Consider the following 19,548-nt stretch of genomic DNA (forward strand, 5'->3'; position numbering starts at 1 on the left):
GATGTGCATACTCACTCCGGGAGAGAGGTGCTAATTATGCTTGTATGCCGATGCTTTTCTCATGACGCCGAGTCCCGGCAAATTCCAGGAAAATAACACCCCGACAATGCCTTCATATTCGTATTTCTAATCTACAAAAAGGCATACAGAAGGGCGCCCCGAGTGCGGCATGCCACCCGTTCACACGGAACCCGCAGGTGACCTCGGAGCGCCCTGATCGGTAAGGGGTTGCTCAGTGGCCGAGCAAAGGCAACCGGCCGAGATGCAGAGGCCCGATATCGCTGGCGACCTTCAGCGGGTCACCGATGATCCCGCGGCCGCCCGCACCGAGGCCGCCGGCGTGGGCGGGTACCGAGAGGACCCCGGTGAGAGCCACGGCTCCCAGAAGGCTGACAAGGGCACGGCGCATGACTGCTCCTACTTCGTTCCGTACTGCTGACGTGCAGTTGGCACAGGCCACCCTGGCACTCGCGCACCACCGACTCCCTCGCCCACGCCAACCGGTCACCTGATCGCGCGACGCCGAAAAGCCCGAACAAGCCGCACCCCGATAACAACGCGCCGGCCATACGACAGAAGCCCCGCATCTCACCCCCTCGAATACCTTCGACCAAACAGGGGAATTCGACCTGACGCCCACTCCCACCCACGGCCGCCGACGCCCGAAAATCCCCTCCCGCCCACCAAGTCGCAAATTCGACATCATACAATCCGGCGCGTCGTTGAACGACTTCAGAGGCATTTCGTATTAGCCTCCCTGGCAGTACGAAGTCGTTGCATAAACGACCTCACCCGCTCAATTCACCGGAGAAGAAATGCGCAAGCTTCACAAGGCTGCTCTCGTGGCTGCTGTCCTCAGTAGCGTCACCATCCTCGGTGCCGGTACCGCCAACGCCGACGGCGAGAGGGGCGGCGGCAGCGCCCGCTTCGACATCAAGCAGAGCGCCGAGTGCAGATCACACGACACCAACGTCGACATCCTCGGTGAGGTCGGGATCGGGAACGGTCTGGGCGGCAACCTCCTCAACGGCGAAGGCTCGCCGGGCGCGCAGAACACCCACATGGGCTCGACCATGGGCTGCAACAACGGGGCGTTCAACAAGTAACCGAAAACAGCCAGGGGTTCCGGCGTCCAGGTCGCAGACCGGGCGCCGGAACCCCTGCATGTCGGGGCCCGAATCCTCTCCCCCCGGGGCACGTTGAACCCCGACGCCTTCCACCCCGACGGCACGCCGCGGCCCACGGCTCCGCGCGGCACCACACAGCACAAGAGCCCCGCGCCCGGCCGAGTTCGCGGCGCCGGCCACCTCCGCACACGACCAAGGGACCGGTCGCCGACGTGCGACCGGTCCCTTGGCATGTCAGCCGACGCGGGATCACCCGCCCCGGCCGTCCGTCACATAAGGCTCAGAGGTTGACGTGCGGACCTTTGAAACCCTTGGGGGCCGAGAAGTGGTTGGAGCAGTTCATCTGCGGGCCGACGTTCGTCTCCTGGTCGCCCAGCAGACCGTTCTCGGGCCACACCACACGGTCCCTGGCGGTCGACGCGCACCGCTGCTCCTGGTCGATGACGATGCGCTTGCCGTCCTTCGTTCGGTAGGCGGCCTCGTACTTGTGAACGCAGACCTTGTTACCCGTCTCGCCGCGGCTGCACTGATCCCCGCCCTCTGCATGCGCTTGGGAAGCGAGGGCGGAGGCCGCGGTGAGGCCGCCCATCAGTGCCACGATTGCTGCGATCTTCTTGCGACTGAACATGTACTGCGTTCCTTTGTGGTTGACGCCCGGGCGCAATGCACCGAACGAGCCCGCGCCCGAGCCCTGAGAATGCCGAAAAAGGGTTCTGGTGCCCGGACCCGAAGGCCGGACACCAGAACCCCGTCTTACTTACTTGCGGAGGGCGGCGCCGTTGTCGCAACCCATGTTCGAACCCTGGCGGGTCCCCTGCTCGCCGGCCTTGCCTTCGCCGTTGAGCGCGTTGCCCAACACGCCGTTCAGCAGGCCGACCTGACCGAGGACGTTGACGTTCAGGTCGTGCGACCGGCACATGGTGTTCTGCTTGATCGACACCTCCTGGCCCTTGTCGTGGCCGGATTGCTGGGCCGGACCCTGCTGCACCGGAGCCTGAGGAGCGGCCTGCGGCGCAGGAGCCTGCTGGACGGGGGCCGGCGGGGCGGCCTGGGGAGCGGGGGCCGGCGCGGGAGCCGGCTGGACCGGGGCCGGCGGGGCGGCCTGCGGGGCCGGAGCCTGCTGGACGGGGGCCGGCGGGGCGGCCTGCGGCGCAGGAGCCTGCTGAGCAGGAGCCTGAGGAGCGGCCTGCGGAGCCGCCTGCTCGCCGTGCGGGGAACCGCCGGTGGCGACGGCACCTGCCGCGGACTGGGATACGGCCCAGGCCGCGACCTGCGGCCCGCCGCCGTACCCGTCAGCCAGGCTGACTCCGGCGCTGACGGTGGAGAAGCAGCCGACGGCTGCGACGACGATGGCAACTCTCTGAAGTTTGCGCATGGAACCTTTGATCCTTGATTGCGTGGGATGGAGATGACATGCCGCGATTACCTAGTGTGAGGATATGCAGACCCAGAGTGGCCAATCATGGATTTCGCTCCTCTACACACTTCGTGTCGGACCCGCAACAGGAGGCCCCACCGGTTACGCCCACGACGAGCCGGCCACAGCGCATCCCGGCGCCCCGTACCGCGAACGAGGTACGCGCAGTGATCACCACAGACCCACGCCGAGGAATCCCCAACCAGCAAACACATACGGCCAGTTGACGCCGACACGAGCAGCAGAAAAAGCGCGCGACGGGATCCGGGGCACGCCACACGGCGTCTACCGAACCCTTCTCCTGCGCCCTCCGACAGGGAAACGAGACGAGCCCCCAACAGGGGCACGGGAGCCGCCCAACTGTCACCCGTTTGCCATCGGCGCCGCGTCCGCGATTCTCGAGAATCGACGAAAGCGCCGGCACCGCAAGTCCGACGACGGACGCCCGCAATCCGAAATGACGGCACGTCAGGCAGCCATATGGACCGCGCCTTGACGCAGGCCGGGCCCCAACTCCCGCAGCACCACGGCACGGAGTACCTCGCCACGTGCCGACGAAGCGCCCGCCACCCACCCGACACAATGCACACAACGGACTGGAACGCCCAGATTGGCTACTGCTAGTGTGCGCGCAGTCACAGCCAGCAAGCAGGGCTTAAGTACAGGTACGAAGGTCGAGGGTTCCATGCGCAAGCTTCAGCAGGTCATGATCGTGGCCGCAGCGGCCGGCGGTTTGTCCGCCGTCGGTGCCGGGGTCGGCACTGCCTACGCCCACGAGGGCGGGAGGTCGCACAACGAGCTCTTCCGTCCGTACCAGGAGTGCAGCCCGCAGACCGTGGCCGATGCCAACCTCCCGCTCGGCGTGCTCGCCGTTCCCGAGACCTGGGGCACCACCTGCGGCCAGTTCAACCACTCCTTCACCAAGTAGGACCACCGGGATCGTCGCACCCGACACCGGACGCGGGCCCTTCGGGAATGTTCCCCCGAAGGGCCCGTTTTCTTGTTGCCGGCCGGCACGGGCCGCACCGATGCGGCCGAACGAGTGGTTCACCAAGGACCTTTCGAGCCCCCCTCGGCCCGTTGAATCCCCAACCCACCAGGAACTTGGGATCGTTGCAGGCGTTCAGCTCACCGCAAGAAGCTCCTAACATCCGGCGCGTCTCCCAGCAACCGAGAATCTTTCGTATTAACTATCCGCAACTGCACGAAGTCGATCGGTAACCGATCGTTTCCGCACCAATCCACGGAGAAGAAATGCGCAAGCTTCAGAAAGTTGCTGTCGTAACCATCGCCCTGGGCAGCATCGGATTCCTCGGCACCGGCACCTCGTACGCCAGCGGGGGCGGCGGCGTCGGCGTCCACCAGGGCTCTCAGTGCCGGACGCACGACCTGAACGTCGACGTCCTCGGCGAGGTCGGCATTCTCAACGGAGTGTTGGCCAACGTCCTCAACGGCGAGGGTTCCGCGGGCGCGCAGGCCACCCCGATCGGCTCGAGCATCGGCTGCAACAACAGCGCCCTCGGCAAGTAACCGGGCGGGGTTCCGGTGTCCGACCTGCGGGTCCGGGCACCGGAACCCCTTTCGGCATTCTCAGAGCTCGGGCGCGGGTCCGTTCACGGTCACCGCGCCCGAGCATCGACCACAAAGGAATGCAGTACATGTTCAGTCGGAAGAAGATCGCAGCCGTCGCGGCACTGATGGGCGGCCTCACCGTCGCCTGTGTCATCGCCCCTCAGGCTCAGGCAGCGGACACCAGAGGATTCTGCACACGGGACGTCCAAGGGAACGTCAGCTGCCTTCAGAAAACGACCAGTGACGACGGCAAGTACAGCCTCACCCAGCAGCAGAACTGCCAGCCGTCGTCCCCCCTCCAGCTCCCCACGCACGGAGTGCTGAATCCGGGGACCATGCTGGTCGGGCCCGCCGTCACCTGCAGCAACTCGGCTCCGGTGCCCGGCGACTCGCAGCCCGCAATGGATGGAGAAAACCGCGGGTGAGCTGTTGTGCGCATCGTCGACGGGCATCGCGAAGCCGGGTCTCCTGCAAGGCACGCAGGCGCCCCGCGAGCATCCCTCGACCGGAGCCGGCCGACGCGCCGCCAGGCAACATGACGGCCCGCGCGCCGAACCGGCAGCACCACAGGCTGCTTTCCCCTTCCGTCTGATCATGGGGTGACGACCCAAAGCACCCCGTCAAACGGCGGATGGCCAGGCCGAGTTGATGTCGGTCCGGCCATCCGCCGTTCGCGTGCCCGGCAAGCGTACGCGCCGCCCTGCAAACAAAGCGTCCCGGCGCCGAGTTCGTGGCTCGGCACCGGGACGGTGAAAGCTCCTGCGTTATGGGCAGTCGCTCAGAAGGCGCTGTTGTCGCAGCGGAAGTCCGAGCCCAGGTGAGAGGGCTGCGAACCGGGCGCGCCCTCGCCGTTGAGGGCGTTGCCCAGCGGGCCGTTGAGAAGTCCCACTGCCCCGAGGACGTCGATGTTCATGTCGTGCGACCGGCACTCGGTGCCCTGACTGACGTCGAGGTCGTGCCCCGGCTCGCCGTGGGCGTATGCGGTGCCTGCGCCGAAGGCTCCGACGCTGCCGAGTGCGGCAGCCACGACGGCAACCTTGTGGAACGTGCGCATGTCTTCTCCGGTGATTGAGCGGTTGTGACGGGTGGTTGGACTGCTTCTTGCTGCCACGGAGGCCGGTGTGGTGCCCCGTGGCCCGGCATCGGCAGGCCGGAACGGGCACACCCCTGCGCAGCGAGCGCAGAGGAACCCTTGGAGTTCGGGTGCACGAGGGCTGATCGGGAAGGGGAACGGCGCGCCGGACAGCGTCCATGAGCTGCGGCTCCGGAATCAACAGACCTGTTCTGCCCGGCTGTTGTGACCGGAGTGCGCTCGGCGGCGACAGTCGGTGGCTCGGCCCCGCTGTCGCCGCGGTTCGGCGCCGGTACTCCGGAGCGTCCCGGTCAGGCCATGCGGGGCAGGTCGAGCTGACCCAGCGGAGGCGCCGCCAGCCGCCCCATGCCGAGCGGGGACACCTGCGGAACGTCCGGGGAGATCAGGGGATTGACGAGCGGGTTGACCTGCGGGTTCACCTGAGGCGACACCCGGGGGGCGGGCTGCGGGGAGAAGACCTGCGGGACGGAGACCTGCGGCGCCACCTGGGGCGTGACCTGCGGGGCCGCCTGGGGGGCGACCTGCGGGGCCTGGGCCGGAGCCGACGCCTGCGGGGCGGACTGGGGGCCGCCGCCGGGAGACGTGGAGGCCATTGCGGCACCGCCCGAGGTGGCCGCGGCAGTGACGTGCGGCGCCTCGTACTGCGGAGCGGATACCTGGGGGGCCGCCTGCGGCTGCGGAGCGGGGGCCGGAGCCGGCGCGTACTGCTGCGGAGCGGGGGCCGGAGCCGGCGCGTACTGCTGTGGAGCGGGGGCCGGGGCCGGGGCCGGAGCCGGAGCCGGCTGCTGCACGTACTGCGGAGCCGGAGCCTGGGGTGCCGGCTGCTGCACGTACTGCGGAACCGGCTGCTGCGGAGCCGGCTGTTGGGCGTACTGCGGAGCGGGGGCCGGCGCGGGAGCCGGCTGCTGCGCGTACTGCGGCACCGGCTGCTGCGGTGCGGGGGCCGACGCGTACTGCTGCGGAGCCGGGGCCTGAGGAGCAATGGGCGGGGCGGCACCGTTGTACCCGGCAGGAGCATCGGCATGACTCACGCCGGCGCCGATGGTGGACAGACCGCCAGCCGCTGCGACGACGAGTGCGATCTGATGAAGCTTGCGCATAAAACCCTCGGCCCTTCATTACCTGTATGGAAATCTGATTACTTATCGCTGTCTTGAGTGCGCAAACAGAGGTAATCGCGGGCTTCGCGCCCTGCGCACCCCGTGCAAAGCCACGGCGGGAGCCACCCGAAGGACCGCGGCAACACCAGCCGTAGGACTTTCCGACGGACCTCGGATTCGGCGGTGCAGCGCATCGCTTCGCCTCCGATTCACGTCGGGCACCGTGTCGACACCGTCGCCGCAGACCGCCCAAGTGCCGGGAAGCAGAAGCCCTCCCGGCCGGCGGCCCATTGACCCATTCGCTGTTCTCTCCCACCGTGGAACGGCGCATCCCCGGGCCTGGTCACGGGAATCGGTGCACGGTCACCCGTTTGCCCAGCGGCATGAATCATTTGGAGTGTCAGCGGCCTGGACGCGGGTCCGCGACGCCCGAACTCCTATATCGGCATCGCCAACTACGTTCCCAGGAAGGGGCATTGTCGACGATCGCGGGCATCACCGAGGATACGCTGGCGCGTTCAAGTCGAAGCCACGACAGAAAGGTTATTTCGCGATAATGCGACCGGCGTTCGGGGTAGAAATTGGGCCGGGGCGGTGACTTCGTACTCGTCCCGGTCGCAGCAAGAGGAGCCAATGGCGAACCGATACGCGCGGAGACGGTCTCAAGGATCGAAAAAAGGGTTCTCGACGCCGGCCTTACGGCTCGGCGTCGAGAACCCTATGGGTGACCTGCTCGACTGCTACTAGCGGGTCAGAACGCGCTGTTGTTGCAGCCCATGCTCGAACCCATGTGAGTGGACTGCGCACCCGGCGAGCCCTCACCGTTGAGCGCGTTGCCCAGCAGGCCGTTGAGGATGCCGACCTCGCCGAGGACATCCACATTCAGGTCATGAGAACGGCACTGGCTGCCCTGCTTGATGTCGAACTTGCCGCCGCCCATGCCGCCATCGGCGTTGGCGGTGCCGGCGCCGAGGAAGCCAACGCTACCGATGGCAGCAGCCAAGACGGCCGCCTTGTAGAGCTTGCGCATTTCTTCTCCGGAAGTTTGAGCCGATGTGATCTGCGGTGTACCGACTTCGTACACTTGAGGAGGCTAATACGAAATATCCATCATCCTTGAGCGACGCGCCGGATTATGAGATCGAAGTTTTTGGAAGTTGCCCCGGAACCTGAGCAGTTCAGGCGCACATGAGTCCGATTGGTCGGAGACACTGCAATGGACCGGATTCGGGCCGCGCCCCAAGGCCCCTTTGCCCAGGGCGTGCAAGAAGGCCCTCCGAGGGAATCCCCTCGAAGGGCCTGCGGCAGTCGTCGCCTTGCTACTACCTGGCCGTTGCGTGGGCGTTGGCCTGGGCATTGTTCTGGGCGCAGTTGAAGCCCCGCGTCTCCGGAGTGGCAAGCAGGCCGATCGGGACGTTGGCGTCGAGCAACGACTGCGGGCTGCACTCCTGGTACGGGCGGAAGGCGTTGTTCTGGTCGTGCGGACCGGATTGTGGCAGGAGCTGCGCCACCTGAGGCGAGAGTTGCGGGTTGAGCTGCGGGTTGAGCTGCGGGGACACGTCCGGGCCGCCCTGCGGAACGAGGGGTTGCGGGGCGGCGGCCTGCTGCGGCCCGGCCTGCTGCGGGCCTCCGTGCGATCCGTAAGTGTGCGACGTAGCGCCCGAGGCCGTCCAGGCGTCTGCCTGCGGGGCGTCCGGTTGCGTGGCGGTGGGCGGGCCGCTGTACCCGACAGGAGCGTCGGCGTGGCTAGCGCTGGCGCCGATGGTGGACAGACCGCCAGCCGCGGCGGCGACGAGCGCGATCTGGTGAAGCTTGCGCATGGAACCCTCGGCCCTTCATGACCTGTATGGAAATCTGATTACTTATCGCTGTCTTGAGTGCGCAAACAGAGGTGACCCCGGGCTTCGCATCTTGCGCACCCTGTGCAGAACCACGGTGGAAGCCTTCCGCGGGACCGCGGCAACACCCGTCGTAAAGGCATCCGGGGCGGCCGGGATTCGATGGCGCGGTCCATCGTCTCTCCTCCGATTCGCTTCGGACGTCGCATCGACGTGGTGGCCGCGGGCCGCCCCAATTGCCAGGGACGAGAGATGATCCCGGCCAGCGGCCCATAGGCCCAACAGCTGTTCTCTCCCAGCGGGGAACGGCACTTGCCCGGGCCTGGTCACGGGAATCAATGCACGGTCACCCATTTGCCCACCGGTATGAATCATTTGGAGTGCCGGTGCCCTTTCCTTCGTGGAAGGGGGTGTGTCCGAAGCCCTTCGGGTGGTTGCTGGTGCGCGATGCCTGATGGAGGGGCGGACGTTCGGAAGCGGTGGGCTTCGGTCCTGTCGTTGACCGCAGTTGACCGTCCCGTCGGCGGGCGTGGGTCGGCGGCGGGGGCGTCCCGGGAGGTCGGTGCCGTCCGATGGGTCCGTCGAACTGGGTTTCACGGGACGGAAGTTGTGGTGGGGAGGGGCGGTGGGTGGTGAGCGTTCGTGTGGGCGGCGGTCATGGAGTGCGGCGAGGTGCTTCGTGCGCTCCTGTCCGAATGCGACCATGACGCATGGCTTTTCGACGGTTGGCGCATCTGCGCCGACGACCGGATCCGAGCCACGCCCCGATGCTGATTCCGATCGGGTTGATCGTCGCGGTGTGCTCCGCGGACGCCCTCTCGCCGCCGGACGTCCATCTGCGGCCGCTCCTGGTCGCCGCCCCGGCCCTCGGCGCGGCCGTCGCCGGCCCGGTGCCGACCGCCCTGATCAGCGGGCTGACGCTGGCCGCCGACGTCATCGTCGCCGCCCTGCAGGGCGCGTTGTTCACGGAGAACCTCTACGCGCAGATCGGTGCCCTGATCGTGGTCTCCGCACTGGTCTTCGTCTTCACCGTCGTACGGGAACGCAGCGAACGCCGCCTCTCCCGCAGCCGCTCGGTGGCAGCTGTCGCCCAAAGAGTCCTCCTGCGCCCCCTCCCCCCCACACAGCGGCGACCTCGAAATCGCCTCCCTCTCCCCGCCGAAGAAGCAGCAGGAATGGGCGGCGACCTCTTCGCCGCCGCCCGCACCACCGCCCACCGCCAAGCCACCCTCCCCCGCCTCGCCCGCCACCGCGACGGCGCCATCCGCTCGGACACCAGCCAATGGCACACCACCGCAGACAACACCAACCCCAGCACCGGGACCGGGACTGGGGTCGGCACCGAAGCCGACGCCGACGCCGAGACCGGGACCGGGACCGGTGCCAGTGTCGGGGCTGGTGCTGGGGCCGAGGAGACCTTCGCCACCGTCTCCCTCCTCGATATCCCCGACCACCGCCACGAACTGAGCACCATCAGCTGCGGCCACCCACCCCCACTCCTCCTCCGCAACGGCCACGCCCACCCCCTCACCCCCGCCACCACCTCCACCTCCACCTCCAACAACTACGCCAAGACCTCCTCACCCACACCAACGGCCGCCTCACCGACGACGCCGCAGCCGTCGCCATCCGCCGCCCCCACCCCACCCCCACACCCCCGATCCGAACGGCGCGTGACAGGCCGTCGGAAGTGCGCCCGAAAGTTGATCGCTATACCTCACGGCTGGGCCGTTCGTGCTGCTCGACACGGCGTGTCGAAGCCCCCAACCCCCGGATGGCTGCGCCGGGGTGAGCAATAGTATGTATATCGGATTAGCCTCCGAATCAGCGCAAACTGGATCTTTGATGCCCGTTCCGCTCGATTCAAGGAGGAAAAATGCACAAGCTTCGCAAGGCCGCTGCAGTGGCTGCCGTAATCGGCAGCGTCGGGCTCCTCGGCACCGGTACCGCTCACGCCCAGAGCAGCGGAGAGCACGGCGGCGGCTGCAAAAACCACGAACTGAACCTCGACATCCTCGGCGAGGTCGGAATCGCCAACGGCCTGCTGGCCAACCTGCTCGGCGGCGAGGGCAGCCCTGGCGCGCAGGTCACCAGCGCGGGCAACTGCCGCTAAGACACACCTGCCACAAGCCGCGTAAATTACCTGCAACGGCCTCGGCGCCAGGGCGACAAGCCCGGGCGGCGGGGCCGTTCGCCGCTCTTCGCGAGTCGTACGGATCCCGTGGCGGGCCGGCGCGCCGTCTGGTCACGTGGCGGAATTCCGGCGATCAGGACGGAAGTGAACGGCGCGTTGCGAGCGGGAGGGAGGCGGTTCTTCCTGTTGCCGCTGGCGGACGCGCGCGGTCCATTGGGTCCACGTGCGGCGAGACCGCAACGACGGCCCGGAGAACACCTGACACGCCGATCGTCGACGCCCCCCGGCAGGCCGCCGGGCGGCCGGGCCGTACCTCCGGGTTGCATGACCATGCATTCCGATGCATAATCTTTCCATGTCTAAGGTCCTCACCTCCCTTCCGGCCGGCGAGCGCGTCGGCATCGCCTTCTCGGGCGGCCTCGACACCTCGGTCGCGGTCGCGTGGATGCGCGACAAGGGTGCCGTCCCGTGCACCTACACCGCCGACATCGGCCAGTACGACGAGCCCGACATCGCCTCGGTGCCCGGCCGGGCGAAGACCTACGGTGCCGAGATCGCGCGCCTGGTCGACTGCCGTGCGGCGCTGGTCGAGGAGGGCCTGGCCGCGCTCACCTGCGGGGCGTTCCACATCCGCTCGGGCGGGCGGGCGTACTTCAACACCACGCCGCTCGGCCGCGCCGTCACCGGCACGCTCCTGGTGCGGGCGATGCTTGAGGACAACGTGCAGATCTGGGGCGACGGCTCGACGTTCAAGGGCAATGACATCGAGCGGTTCTACCGGTACGGCCTGCTGGCCAACCCGAACCTGCGGATCTACAAGCCGTGGCTGGACGCGGCCTTCGTCAGCGAACTCGGCGGCCGTAAGGAAATGTCGGAGTGGCTGCTCGCCCACGACCTGCCCTACCGGGACAGCACGGAGAAGGCGTACTCCACGGACGCCAACATCTGGGGCGCCACCCATGAGGCCAAGACCCTGGAGCACCTGGACACCGGCGTGGAGACCGTCGAGCCGATCATGGGTGTGCGGTTCTGGGACCCGAACGTCGAGATCCTCACCGAGGACGTGACGATCGGCTTCGACCAGGGCCGGCCGGTGACGGTCAACGGCAAGGAGTTCGCCTCCCCCGTCGACCTGGTCATGGAGGCCAACGCCATCGGCGGGCGCCACGGCATGGGCATGTCGGACCAGATCGAGAACCGGATCATCGAGGCCAAGAGCCGCGGCATCTACGAGGCGCCCGGCATGGCCCTGCTGCACGCCGCGTACGAGCGGCTGGTCAACGCGATCCACAACGAGGACACCCTCGCCCAGTACCACAACGAGGGGCGGCGCCTGGGCCGGCTGATGTACGAGGGTCGCTGGCTGGACCCGCAGGCGCTGATGGTGCGCGAGTCGCTGCAGCGCTGGGTCGGCGCGGCCGTCACCGGCGAGGTGACGCTGCGGCTGCGGCGCGGTGAGGACTACTCGGTCCTCGACACCACCGGCCCGGCCTTCAGCTACCACCCGGACAAGCTGTCCATGGAGCGCACCGAGGACTCGGCGTTCGGCCCGGTGGACCGGATCGGCCAGCTGACCATGCGCAACCTGGACATCGCCGACTCGCGCGCCAAGCTGGAGCAGTACGCCGGCCTCGGCCTGATCGGCACCGGCAGCCCCACCATCGGCGCCTCCCAGGCCGCCGCGACCGGGCTGATCGGGACCATGCCGGAGCTGCCGGAGGGCGGCGCCGAGGCCATCGCCTCGCGGGGCGAGGTCTCCGAGGACGACGCCCTGCTGGACCGGGCCGCGATGGAGTTCGGTACGGACTGACGCCGCCGGACGAGCCCCCGCGGGGGCTGTGCGGACGGAGAAGGCCGGCTCGGCGCGGTGCGCGTCGAGCCGGCCTTCTCCGTTGGCCGGGGCCGGTGGGCGGCGCCCCCGGCTACTGCTGGGCGGCGTCGGTGGTCCGGCGGGCGCGGCGCCGCCTGACGCGGTCCGCGCCGATCAGCGCCGCCACCACGACGGCCGTGCCGGCGAGCTGCTGCCGGCCGTCCCCGCTGGTGGCCATGACGGCGAAGACGCCGAGGATGGCGGCGAACGCCACCCAGGTGAGGTAGGGGAAGCCCCACATCCGCACCAGGAGCTGATCGGGCGCCTCGCGTTCCAGGCGGCGGCGCATCTTCAGCTGGGTCAGGCAGACGATCGACCAGACGACCAGCACCGAGCAGCCGGCGATGTTGAGCAGCCAGGCGAACACGGTGGTCGGCCAGATGACCCCGGCGATCACCGCCGCGAAGCCGAACACGCAGGACGCCAGCACGGCGGCGGCCGGGATGCCCCGGGTGACCTTGCCCAGGAAGCGTGGGCCCTGGCCCCGGCTGACCAGCGAGTACGCCATCCGCGAGGAGCCGTAGATGTTGGCGTTCATCGCGGAGAGCAGGGCCACCAGCACCACGATCTGCATGATCGTGCCGGCGGCCGGGATGCCGAGCCGGTCGAGCACGGTGACGTACGGGCCGTCCGTGGCGACCTTCGGGTCGTTCCACGGCACCAGGGTGACGACCACGGCCATGGAGCCGATGTAGAACACCGCGATGCGCCAGACGGCGGTGCGGACGGCGCGGGCGACGTTGTGGCTCGGCCGGTCGGACTCGGCCGCCGCGATGGTGACGGTCTCCAGGCCGGCGAAGCCGGAAATGGTGGTCAGCAGCCCTGCGGCGAGGCCGGCGGCGCCGGTCGGGAAGAAGCCGCCGTGGCCGGTGAGGTGGCGCGTGCCCGGGGCGTCGCCGAACACTCCGAGGATGCCGAGCACGCCCAGCACCAGGAACGCGACGATCACGGTGACCTTGATGGCGGCGAACCAGAACTCGAACTCGCCGAAGTTCTTGACCGCGGTCAGATTGCTGGCGCAGAAGAACGCCATGAAGATCGCCACCCAGCCGTAGGCGGGGATGAACGACACCCAGGTGTGCATGATGGCGCCCGCCGCGGTGGCCTCGGCGGCCACGCCCGCGCAGAGCATCAGCCAGTACATCCAGCCCGAGGTGGTCCCGGCCCAGGAGCCGAGTTCCTCCTCGGCGTGTACGGAGAACGAGCCGGTGGAGGGCCGGGCCGCGGACATCTCGCCGAGCATCCGCATGATCAACATGACCAGGGCGCCGGTGCCCACGAAGAGGAGCACGATGGCCGGGCCCGCCGCGGCGATGCCGACCCCGGAGCCCACGAAGAGCCCCGCGCCGATCACCCCGCCGAGCGCGATCATCGACAGATGACGCTGCTTGAGTCCGTGCGACAACGCGGGCGCGGCGTCCTGCACGGCCTGCACGGCCTGCGGGGAACCCTGGGTTGACCGGGGGAGATTCCGAGTCATGGTCGTGCCTGTTCATTGCGTGAGACGTTCGATGAGCCTGACGAGTCTGCGGGGCGGGTGGCGCGCGGGGCGTGAACGCCCGCTATTCGGACGCCGCGCTCACGTGGAGTGAGGGGGCGGATACGCCCGGAGGGTCCGGTACGCCTGGAACGTCCGGCCCGGCACGGCGAACTCGACGCGGCGGGGCGGAAGTTCGCGATGCCGGGCACGGTCGGGACGGGCCCGGCGGGCGGGGAAGGCTTCCGTCATGAGGATTTCCACTGACGGGCCGTCCAGCGGGACGTCCGGGGCGGTGCTCGCGCGCCGGAGCGTGGTCGCGGGTGCGGTCGGCAACTTCATCGAGTGGTACGAGTTCGGCGTCTACGCGTACTTCGCCACCACCATCGCGGCCACCTTCTTCACCCCGCAGGGCGGCGGGGCCGCGGAGGCGCTGGTCAGGACGTATGCATCGTTCGCGCTGGCGTTCTTCTTCCGGCCGGTGGGCGCGCTCCTCCTCGGCCGGGTCGGGGACCGCTACGGGCGCCGGCCGGCGCTGGTCGCCGCGGTACTGACGATGACCGCCGCGACGACGGCGATCGGCCTGCTGCCCCCGTACGCCACGGTCGGTGCCGTCGCGCCCTGGCTGCTGACGGCGTTGCGGATCGTGCAGGGCCTGTCGGCCGGTGGGGAGTTCGGCGGCGCGGTCGCCCTGATGACGGAGAGCGCACCGCCCGGGAAACGGGGGGCGTACGGGGCGTGGCAATCGCTCACCGTCGCGTTCGGACTGCTCGGGGGTGCCGCCGCCGCGACGCTGGTGACGTCCGCTCTGACGGAGAGCCAGGTCGCGGTGTGGGGATGGCGGCTGCCGTTCCTGGCGGCGCTGCCGATGGGGTTGGGCGCGCTGTGGCTGCGGCTGCGGCTGACGGAATCGCCGGCGTTCGTGCGAGCGGCGCGGGCGGATCGGGTACGGGTGCGGGTGCCTCCGGGGGCGTCCGGGAAGTCGACGGCCGGGCAGGCGGTGCCCGGGCCGGCGGCGGCCGGGGAGTCGGTGTCGGCGAGGACCGTGTGCGCGGTGGTGGTGGGATGCGGGCGGCTCATGGCGTGGTCGGCGGCCGGTTACACCTTCCTCGTGGTGCTGCCGACCTACCTTCAGCAGACGGTGGGCAGGAGCGCGCAACAGGCGCTGCTGGCCACGGTCGTCGCCAACCTCGGCTTCGCCGCCGCGATCGTCCCGGCGGGCGCGTTGAGCGACCGGCTGGGCCGGCGGCCCGTGATGGCCACCGGGGCGGTCCTCGCGGCACTGTCGGCGCTGCCCTTGCTCCACGTCGTGCAGGACCCCGGTGCCCCGGTGTGGCTGACGTGCGGCGCGGTGGCGCTCGCCGGTGCCCTGGTGGGCCTGTCGGCCGGTCCGGGGCCGGCGATGCTGGCCGAAATGTTCCCCACGCAGGCCCGCCACACCGGCCTCGGCGTGGCCTATGCGCTGGCGAACGCGGTCTTCTCCGGCTGCGCGGGCCTGCTCATCACCGAACTCATCCGCCGCACGGGCAACCCCGACGTCCCGGCGTACTACGTCGTCGTCACCTGCGCCGTGGGGGCGCTCGCCCTCGCCATCTCGCGGGACGACGGTCACCGCCGGGCGCTCCGGGACTGAGGGCCGCCGGCCAGGGGCGCACGGCCTCCGGGCGCGTCCGGGCTTTCGCACCCCCGTACTAGTGTGGAAGGTGCACTACGCACGAAGCGAGGGCGCGCACCGGGCGAGGGCGCGCACGAGGCGAGGGACGATGGCGCACGGCGAGCGGGGGCTGGCGGCCGACCAGTGGCGTCACTGGCAGGAGACCTACTCCGCGCACCCCGGCATGTACGGGAGCCGGCCTTCCGCGCCGGCCCGGCATGCCGCCGAGGTGTTCCGTGCCGCCGGTGCCGCGAAGGTGCTGGAACTGGGCGCCGGCCACGGCCGCGACGCCCTGCACTTCGCCCGCGAGGGCTTCACCGTCCACGCGACCGACTTCAGCGCCACCGCCCTCGACCAGTTGCGCCACGCCGCCCGGGTCGAGGGCCTCGGCGACCGGATCACCACCTCCGTGCACGACGTCCGTGGGCCGCTGCCGCTGGCGGACGACTCCACGGAGGCGGTCTTCGCGCACATGCTGCTGTGCATGGCGCTGTCCACACCCGACATCCGGGCCCTGGTCGACGAGGTCCGGCGCGTCCTGCGCCCGGGGGGCGTGTTCGTCTACACGGTCCGGCACATCGGCGACGCCCACTACGAGGCCGGTACCGGGCACGGCGACGACATCTACGAACACGGCGGCTTCGCCGTCCACTTCTTCTCCCGGCGCCTGGTCGACGACCTCGCCGAGGGCTGGCGCCTGGCCGACGTCCACGCCTTCGAGGAAGGCGAACTCCCGCGCCGTCTGTGGCGCGTCACCCAGACCCTGCCCCGCTGAGCGGACCGGGCCCGGCCGCGGCGCGGAATACCCGGCGGGCGCCTCGGAGTTACCCCTGCGACGGACATGATCGGCGGCAGTCGATTGCCCCGACGCCAGTGAAGGGAAGTTGACGCACCATGACGGGAACGACGTTCGTGATCGGGGCGGGGCCCGGCATCGGCCGGGCCGTGGCCCGGCGGTTCGCCGAGGACGGCGCGTCGGTGGCGGTGCTGGCCCGCTCCCGGTCCACCGTCGACGGCGCCGTCGCGGCGGTCGAGCAGGCCGGCGGCACGGCTCTCGGCCTGCTCGCCGACGCGGCCGACGAGGCATCGCTGCGCGCCGGCCTGGACGCCGCCGTCGAACGGCTCGGCGTCCCGGACGTGCTCGTCTACAACGCCGCCTGGGTCCGCTACGACCGCCCGGGCGAACTGTCCGCAGCGGAGCTGACGGCGACGCTACGGGTCAACGTGGTCGGCGCGGTGAGCGCGGTGACGCACCTGGCTCCGCGCATGGCGGCGGCCGGAGGCGGCACCGTTCTGCTCACGTCCGGTATGCCGGCCCCGCGCGCCGGGGCGACGAGCCTGTCCCTCGGCAAGGCCGCGCTGCGCGCGGCCCGTTCGGTGCTCGCCGACGAGTTCGGGCCGCGCGGGGTGCACCTCGCCACCGTCACCGTCGGCGGACCGGTCTCCCCGGGATCCGACCTCGACCCCGACCGGATCGCCGAGCACTACCTGCGGCTCGCCCGGCAGTCGGCCGGGGCGTGGGTGGACGACGTGCTGATCGAGGGCGGAACGGTCGAGTAGCGAGAGGCCCGGTGCGGCCGGTCGGTACAGCCGGTGCGGCCGGCCAATCCACGACGGGCGCCCTCCCCGTCGGCGGGCCGGTCGCCTACCGTGGCATCCATGCCGTACGGGACTCCCGACCATGACCCGGCGTCGGCGCGGTCGCGCCGGCACATCTTCGGCGACGACGCCGAGCAGTACGACACGGCCAGACCCGGCTATCCCCCGCAACTCGTCCAGGACGTCCTGGACTTCTCCGCTCTGGCCGCGCACGAGCCGGCGCTGGAGGTCGGTGCCGGAACGGGCAAGGCGACACTGGCCTTCGCGCGGTCCGGCGTACCGGTGACCTGCGTCGAGCCGGACGTCCGCATGGCCCGGGTGCTGCGCCGCCGCTGCGCGGAACTGCCCGAGGTCACCGTCGAGGTCGCCGACTTCGAGAGCTGGCGCCCCGGGCGGCGCTACGGGCTGCTGTACTGCGCACAGGCATGGCACTGGGTCGATCCCGCCGCACGCTGGGACAGAGCGCGGGCCGCGCTCTCGCCCGGTGGAGCGATCGGGCTCTTCTGGAACCACTGGTGCCTCTCGTCCGGTGAGCTGACGGAGCGCCTGACCGCCGCCCACGCCCGGCACGGCATCGAGATACCTGCGGACACGCTCCTCGATCCCCGCCCCCGCCCCGCGCGCCGCGGCCCCGAGTCCCGGCAGTGGCGCGAGATGACGGCGGCCGGCTTCGTCGCCCCGGAGCACCGCCTCTACACCTCCGTCCACGAACGGTCCACGTCCGCCCTGCTCGGCCTGCTCGCCTCCTACGGCGGCTACCGGGCCCTCCCGGCCCGGCCCCGCGAGCGGGTCCTCGACGAGGTGGCCCGCATCGTGGACGCTCACGGCGGACACGCGCAGGTGAGGGTGACCACGAGCCTCTTCCTGGGGCGGACGGCGCCCTAGGCCCAGGGCGGGCGGCCGCCGCCGGCCCAACGGGCCAGGCCGCGGCCGTCGATCAGCCGGAGTGGTGCGGCGAGCGAGGCGTTGGCGACCTCGGCGTCGCGGGTGAAGCGGGAGGTGGTGACGATGACGGCGTGGTCGCAGCGGTGGTAGTCGCGGTACGTGCCGTTCGCGGTGTAGATCGCGGGGGCGCCGACCCGGTTGCCTTCGGCGTACCGCTTGCACTGCACGGCGACCCGTCGACCGTCGTGCAGGACGACGAGGACGTCCAGCCCCCGGTCGTTGGCGCCGCCGGAAACGGTCGCGGAGCGCACGGCGGGGTCGCGGCGGGCGAGGTCGGCGACGGCGTGCTCGAACTGGGTGCCGGTCATGTGGTGGTACGCGGCGAGGGTGTGGGTGACGTCCTGGCGGGGCCCGATCGGGCCGGGGAGGTGGAGGCGGCCGGTGCGGGCGAGGAAGACCGACGTTGCGCCGGCGACGGCGAGAACGCCGAGGACGAGGGTGGTGACGGGGTACTCGCGCGCGACCGCGACGAGGGCGACGAGCACCAGGCCGGCGACGACGAGGCGGGTGGCGGCCTGCTCGCGCGCGCGGCGCCGGGCGGCTCGGCCGCGGGGGCGGCGGCCGGGGCGCCGGGTCGGGCGGCGGACGGGACGTCGGCCGGGACGCCCTGTGCTGGCGCGTGGTCGTCGGGCTCGCGTGGTCATGCGGGTTCCTCCCCCTGTCGGTTGCCGTCGGCAGCCGTCCCGACCTCCGGGCCGACCGCCGTCGCCCCGCTCACCGGCAGGACCCCTCCCGACCCTCCTGTGTAGCCCGAACCCGATGGCGCCGCACCGCAGTTGCAAAGGGTTGGCGCGAACGTACCGGTGGCCGGCGGCCGGGCCCGGGGCCGTCAGACCGTCAGGCCGTCAGGGTTCGCGGCGGAGGAAGGTGCGGGCGCCGCGCAGGGTGGTGCGCAGGGTGCGTTGGGTGCGGGCGCTGTCCAGGCGGACGTCCAGCGCGCCCGGGGAGCCGGTGTCGGCGCGGCGGCCGGCGGGCAGTCGGGAGGCGTCCAAGGCGTCGCGCTCGGCGATCAGCACACCGAGTTCATGGCGGCTGACCGCGTCCGCTCCGGCAAGGTGGCACACCCCGGTGTGGGCGGAGGCGGTCAGTTCCAGGAGGGCCCCGGCGAGGTCGGCGACGTGGACGGGGCACCGGAACTCGTCGGTGAACAGTGCGCCCCCGCGTCGCCCGGCGGCCAGGTCGTGGACCAGTGCCTCGTGTGCGGAACCGCCGTCGCCGATGATCAGCGAGGTGCGGGCGACGACGGCGGCCGGGGCGAGCAGCCGGATCGCCGTTTCGGCGGCGGCCTTCGCGGCACCGTACGGCGTGAGCGGGTCCGGTGCGGCGGATTCGTCGTAGTGGACGTCGGCACCGGAGAACACGGCGTCGCTCGACACCTGCACCAGCCGGGCCCCGTGCTGCGTGGCGGCCACGGCCAGCCGGATCGCGCCGTCGGCCGTGGTGGCCCAGTCGGTCTTGCGATACGCCGCGTTGACCACGACGTCCGGTCGGACCGCGCCGAGCACCCGGGGGATCTGCTCGCCGCGGCGGAGGTCCAGGGGCAGCCAGCGGGCCCCGGGGACGTCGCCGGCGCGGGTCGCGAAGGTCGCCGTCACGGTGTGGCCGGCCACCGCCGCCCGCTGGATCAGCTCGCGGCCCAGGAAGCCACTGCCGCCTACGATCAGGATGTTCATGGAGCGTCAGGCTAGGGCCTGGGGGTGTCCCATGGCAGTCCGTCGCGGT

22 protein-coding genes are annotated in these 19,548 nt (G+C 70.3%); 12 read left to right on the forward strand and 10 right to left on the reverse strand.

The annotated features are described in order from the left end of the window. Positions 1–262: 262 nt before the first annotated feature. Positions 263–439 carry a hypothetical protein gene (locus tag JNO44_RS40720; protein WP_205368972.1) on the forward strand — a complete coding sequence of 59 codons (177 nt, stop codon included), beginning with the start codon at positions 263–265 and terminating at the stop codon, positions 437–439. 376 nt (positions 440–815) lie between these two features. Further along, positions 816–1,106 carry a hypothetical protein gene (locus JNO44_RS40725; protein WP_205368973.1) on the forward strand — a complete coding sequence of 97 codons (291 nt, stop codon included), beginning with the start codon at positions 816–818 and terminating at the stop codon, positions 1,104–1,106. A 301-nt stretch (positions 1,107–1,407) separates the two neighbouring features. Here JNO44_RS40725 and JNO44_RS40730 read toward each other — a convergent pair whose 3' ends face one another. Further along, complete coding sequence (locus JNO44_RS40730) at positions 1,408–1,755, reverse strand: hypothetical protein (protein WP_205368974.1); 348 nt, start codon at positions 1,753–1,755, stop codon at positions 1,408–1,410. A gap of 129 nt (positions 1,756–1,884) precedes the next feature. Continuing rightward, a complete protein-coding gene (locus JNO44_RS44950; RefSeq protein WP_205368975.1) occupies positions 1,885–2,502 on the reverse strand; it encodes a hypothetical protein in 618 nt (205 codons plus the stop codon). Between the two features lie 727 nt (positions 2,503–3,229). Between JNO44_RS44950 and JNO44_RS40740 the strand changes: the two genes are divergently transcribed. The 3 genes from JNO44_RS40740 to JNO44_RS40750 all read left to right on the forward strand — a co-directional run bounded on the left by JNO44_RS40740 (position 3,230) and on the right by JNO44_RS40750 (position 4,541). After that, a complete protein-coding gene (locus tag JNO44_RS40740) occupies positions 3,230–3,472 on the forward strand; it encodes a hypothetical protein (RefSeq protein WP_039630971.1) in 243 nt (80 codons plus the stop codon). A gap of 326 nt (positions 3,473–3,798) precedes the next feature. After that, complete coding sequence (locus JNO44_RS40745) at positions 3,799–4,074, forward strand: hypothetical protein (protein ID WP_205368976.1); 276 nt, start codon at positions 3,799–3,801, stop codon at positions 4,072–4,074. A gap of 128 nt (positions 4,075–4,202) precedes the next feature. Further along, entirely contained in the window at positions 4,203–4,541 is a 339-nt protein-coding gene (locus JNO44_RS40750) for a hypothetical protein (RefSeq protein WP_205368977.1), read from the forward strand. A gap of 353 nt (positions 4,542–4,894) precedes the next feature. On the opposite strand, the gene JNO44_RS40755 is transcribed toward JNO44_RS40750, so the two are convergent. The 4 genes from JNO44_RS40755 to JNO44_RS40770 form a co-directional block, all read right to left on the reverse strand. Then, positions 4,895–5,170, reverse strand: a complete 276-nt coding sequence (locus tag JNO44_RS40755; RefSeq protein ID WP_039630974.1) for a hypothetical protein — start codon at positions 5,168–5,170, stop codon at positions 4,895–4,897. A 329-nt stretch (positions 5,171–5,499) separates the two neighbouring features. Then, complete coding sequence (locus JNO44_RS40760) at positions 5,500–6,309, reverse strand: hypothetical protein (protein WP_205368978.1); 810 nt, start codon at positions 6,307–6,309, stop codon at positions 5,500–5,502. A 751-nt stretch (positions 6,310–7,060) separates the two neighbouring features. After that, a complete protein-coding gene (locus tag JNO44_RS40765) occupies positions 7,061–7,339 on the reverse strand; it encodes a hypothetical protein (RefSeq protein ID WP_039630977.1) in 279 nt (92 codons plus the stop codon). A 292-nt stretch (positions 7,340–7,631) separates the two neighbouring features. Further along, the gene (locus JNO44_RS40770) at positions 7,632–8,129 is read right to left on the reverse strand and encodes a hypothetical protein (protein ID WP_205368979.1); all 498 of its coding nucleotides are present in this window, start codon (positions 8,127–8,129) and stop codon (positions 7,632–7,634) included. Between the two features lie 785 nt (positions 8,130–8,914). Between JNO44_RS40770 and JNO44_RS44695 the strand changes: the two genes are divergently transcribed. From JNO44_RS44695 to argG, 3 genes are all read left to right on the forward strand, one after another. After that, positions 8,915–9,946 (forward strand): SpoIIE family protein phosphatase, encoded by a 1,032-nt coding sequence (locus JNO44_RS44695; protein WP_275695790.1) that lies wholly within the window; start codon positions 8,915–8,917, stop codon positions 9,944–9,946. Positions 9,947–10,023: 77 nt separating this feature from the next. After that, complete coding sequence (locus JNO44_RS40780; RefSeq protein ID WP_039630984.1) at positions 10,024–10,260, forward strand: hypothetical protein; 237 nt, start codon at positions 10,024–10,026, stop codon at positions 10,258–10,260. 376 nt (positions 10,261–10,636) lie between these two features. Next, positions 10,637–12,091: an argininosuccinate synthase gene (gene argG / locus JNO44_RS40785; protein ID WP_205368980.1), complete on the forward strand. Its 1,455-nt coding sequence runs from the start codon at positions 10,637–10,639 to the stop codon at positions 12,089–12,091. A 112-nt stretch (positions 12,092–12,203) separates the two neighbouring features. Here the strand turns inward: argG and JNO44_RS40790 are convergent, their stop codons facing one another. After that, positions 12,204–13,631, reverse strand: coding sequence for an amino acid permease (locus JNO44_RS40790; RefSeq protein ID WP_205368981.1), 1,428 nt, complete (start codon positions 13,629–13,631; stop codon positions 12,204–12,206). A gap of 99 nt (positions 13,632–13,730) precedes the next feature. After that, the gene (locus JNO44_RS40795; RefSeq protein WP_205368982.1) at positions 13,731–13,880 is read right to left on the reverse strand and encodes a hypothetical protein; all 150 of its coding nucleotides are present in this window, start codon (positions 13,878–13,880) and stop codon (positions 13,731–13,733) included. Here JNO44_RS40795 and JNO44_RS40800 point away from each other — a divergent pair. The 4 genes from JNO44_RS40800 (at position 13,879) to JNO44_RS40815 (ending at position 17,766) form a co-directional block, all read left to right on the forward strand. Beyond that, entirely contained in the window at positions 13,879–15,261 is a 1,383-nt protein-coding gene (locus JNO44_RS40800; protein WP_205368983.1) for an MFS transporter, read from the forward strand. The two genes, JNO44_RS40795 and JNO44_RS40800, sit on opposite strands and share 2 nt — an antisense overlap. A 130-nt stretch (positions 15,262–15,391) precedes the next feature. Further along, positions 15,392–16,057 carry a class I SAM-dependent methyltransferase gene (locus JNO44_RS40805; RefSeq protein ID WP_205368984.1) on the forward strand — a complete coding sequence of 222 codons (666 nt, stop codon included), beginning with the start codon at positions 15,392–15,394 and terminating at the stop codon, positions 16,055–16,057. Positions 16,058–16,176: 119 nt separating this feature from the next. Beyond that, complete coding sequence (locus tag JNO44_RS40810; RefSeq protein ID WP_205368985.1) at positions 16,177–16,842, forward strand: SDR family NAD(P)-dependent oxidoreductase; 666 nt, start codon at positions 16,177–16,179, stop codon at positions 16,840–16,842. A gap of 99 nt (positions 16,843–16,941) precedes the next feature. After that, positions 16,942–17,766, forward strand: coding sequence for a class I SAM-dependent methyltransferase (locus tag JNO44_RS40815; RefSeq protein WP_205368986.1), 825 nt, complete (start codon positions 16,942–16,944; stop codon positions 17,764–17,766). On the opposite strand, the gene JNO44_RS40820 is transcribed toward JNO44_RS40815, so the two are convergent. Continuing rightward, complete coding sequence (locus JNO44_RS40820; RefSeq protein WP_205368987.1) at positions 17,763–18,470, reverse strand: restriction endonuclease; 708 nt, start codon at positions 18,468–18,470, stop codon at positions 17,763–17,765. The genes JNO44_RS40815 and JNO44_RS40820 overlap by 4 nt on opposite strands. A 201-nt stretch (positions 18,471–18,671) precedes the next feature. Next, positions 18,672–19,499 (reverse strand): SDR family oxidoreductase, encoded by an 828-nt coding sequence (locus JNO44_RS40825; RefSeq protein WP_205368988.1) that lies wholly within the window; start codon positions 19,497–19,499, stop codon positions 18,672–18,674. Between the last annotated feature and the right edge of the window lie 49 nt (positions 19,500–19,548).

It is taken from the genome of Streptomyces noursei (assembly GCF_016917755.1).
In the GTDB taxonomy this organism is placed as follows: Bacteria; Actinomycetota; Actinomycetes; order Streptomycetales; family Streptomycetaceae; genus Streptomyces; species Streptomyces yunnanensis.

Coding starts and splice junctions, on each gene's coding strand:
- JNO44_RS40720 (WP_205368972.1), top strand. CDS start 263: ATGCAGAGGCCCGATATCGCTGGCGACCTTCAGCGGGTCACCGATGAT.
- JNO44_RS40725 (WP_205368973.1), top strand. CDS start 816: ATGCGCAAGCTTCACAAGGCTGCTCTCGTGGCTGCTGTCCTCAGTAGC.
- JNO44_RS40730 (WP_205368974.1), bottom strand. CDS start 1,755: ATGTTCAGTCGCAAGAAGATCGCAGCAATCGTGGCACTGATGGGCGGC.
- JNO44_RS44950 (WP_205368975.1), bottom strand. CDS start 2,502: ATGCGCAAACTTCAGAGAGTTGCCATCGTCGTCGCAGCCGTCGGCTGC.
- JNO44_RS40740 (WP_039630971.1), top strand. CDS start 3,230: ATGCGCAAGCTTCAGCAGGTCATGATCGTGGCCGCAGCGGCCGGCGGT.
- JNO44_RS40745 (WP_205368976.1), top strand. CDS start 3,799: ATGCGCAAGCTTCAGAAAGTTGCTGTCGTAACCATCGCCCTGGGCAGC.
- JNO44_RS40750 (WP_205368977.1), top strand. CDS start 4,203: ATGTTCAGTCGGAAGAAGATCGCAGCCGTCGCGGCACTGATGGGCGGC.
- JNO44_RS40755 (WP_039630974.1), bottom strand. CDS start 5,170: ATGCGCACGTTCCACAAGGTTGCCGTCGTGGCTGCCGCACTCGGCAGC.
- JNO44_RS40760 (WP_205368978.1), bottom strand. CDS start 6,309: ATGCGCAAGCTTCATCAGATCGCACTCGTCGTCGCAGCGGCTGGCGGT.
- JNO44_RS40765 (WP_039630977.1), bottom strand. CDS start 7,339: ATGCGCAAGCTCTACAAGGCGGCCGTCTTGGCTGCTGCCATCGGTAGC.
- JNO44_RS40770 (WP_205368979.1), bottom strand. CDS start 8,129: ATGCGCAAGCTTCACCAGATCGCGCTCGTCGCCGCCGCGGCTGGCGGT.
- JNO44_RS44695 (WP_275695790.1), top strand. CDS start 8,915: ATGCTGATTCCGATCGGGTTGATCGTCGCGGTGTGCTCCGCGGACGCC.
- JNO44_RS40780 (WP_039630984.1), top strand. CDS start 10,024: ATGCACAAGCTTCGCAAGGCCGCTGCAGTGGCTGCCGTAATCGGCAGC.
- argG (WP_205368980.1), top strand. CDS start 10,637: ATGTCTAAGGTCCTCACCTCCCTTCCGGCCGGCGAGCGCGTCGGCATC.
- JNO44_RS40790 (WP_205368981.1), bottom strand. CDS start 13,631: ATGACTCGGAATCTCCCCCGGTCAACCCAGGGTTCCCCGCAGGCCGTG.
- JNO44_RS40800 (WP_205368983.1), top strand. CDS start 13,879: ATGAGGATTTCCACTGACGGGCCGTCCAGCGGGACGTCCGGGGCGGTG.
- JNO44_RS40795 (WP_205368982.1), bottom strand. CDS start 13,880: ATGACGGAAGCCTTCCCCGCCCGCCGGGCCCGTCCCGACCGTGCCCGG.
- JNO44_RS40805 (WP_205368984.1), top strand. CDS start 15,392: ATGGCGCACGGCGAGCGGGGGCTGGCGGCCGACCAGTGGCGTCACTGG.
- JNO44_RS40810 (WP_205368985.1), top strand. CDS start 16,177: ATGACGGGAACGACGTTCGTGATCGGGGCGGGGCCCGGCATCGGCCGG.
- JNO44_RS40815 (WP_205368986.1), top strand. CDS start 16,942: ATGCCGTACGGGACTCCCGACCATGACCCGGCGTCGGCGCGGTCGCGC.
- JNO44_RS40820 (WP_205368987.1), bottom strand. CDS start 18,470: ATGACCACGCGAGCCCGACGACCACGCGCCAGCACAGGGCGTCCCGGC.
- JNO44_RS40825 (WP_205368988.1), bottom strand. CDS start 19,499: ATGAACATCCTGATCGTAGGCGGCAGTGGCTTCCTGGGCCGCGAGCTG.